General features: G+C 64.9%; 1 protein-coding gene. It reads right to left on the reverse strand.

Annotated elements, in window-relative coordinates; translation table 11 throughout:
* Positions 1-610 (reverse strand): IS5 family transposase (locus ABTU92_RS29760; RefSeq protein WP_408095144.1); only part of this gene is annotated, 610 nt, incomplete at its 3' end.
* Positions 611-904 lie beyond the last annotated feature (294 nt).

Raw genomic sequence — 904 nt, forward strand, 5'->3', positions numbered from 1 at the left:
CGCCGAGCGCAGTTCTCAGCTTGCCACCGGCATAACCTCCATCGGCGAAGACGTGGCGCAACCAGGGAAACGCATTTCGGATCAGGGCAAGAAGCGGCGATGCACCGTCGCGGTCCTGGATATCCGCCTCGTGCACGAGGCCGGCGATCAGGAGGCCTCCGGTGTCGGTGAGAAGGTGTCGTTTGCGGCCCTTGATCTTCTTGCCCGCGTCGAAGCCGCGCGGTCCTCCGGCCTCGGTGGTTTTGACCGATTGACTGTCGATCACGCCGGCCGTGGGGCTCGCCTCTCGCCCTTCGACCTCGCGCGTCAGCATGACCAGATGGTGATTGATCGTCTGCCACGTGCCGTCGTTTCGCCACTGGTAGAAATAGCGCTGGACCGTCGTGTAGGGCGGAAACTCCTTCGGCAGGAGCCGCCATTGGCAGCCGGTCTGGGCGATGTAGAAGATCGCATCGGCCACCGCTCGCAAACGGGTCGTCCGTGGACGACCCAGGCGGCTCGCGCGTGGCAAGAGCGGCATGACAACCGCCCATTCCGCGTCCGTCATGTCGCTTGCATACCGCAGCCCGTCTCGCCGATATTTCGTCCGGGTGATTTCAGTCCACACCAACTTGTGCCTCCGTCGTAGCTCGCAACCACGACTGAATCACAGGGGATTGAAATCACTCAATTTAATTTCGGGTCAGCCTCTGAGGCGCACCGGCCTGAGGCGCACCGGCCTGCGGCCCGACGCGCCTTGTCCGGGGCACGCTACAGCTCCCGCGCCTGTCCCGGCAGGAGGGGCACGAAGCGCACCCCGATGAAGTTCTCGCGAAACAGCCCGCTCGGCGTCTTGGTCAGGCGGACGATGATCTGGGCGCCGTCCTGCGGCCCGAGCGGCAGCACCATGACGCCGCCGTCAGCG

It is taken from the genome of Rhodoplanes sp. SY1 (genome assembly GCF_046000175.1).
In the GTDB taxonomy this organism is placed as follows: Bacteria; Pseudomonadota; Alphaproteobacteria; order Rhizobiales; family Xanthobacteraceae; genus Rhodoplanes.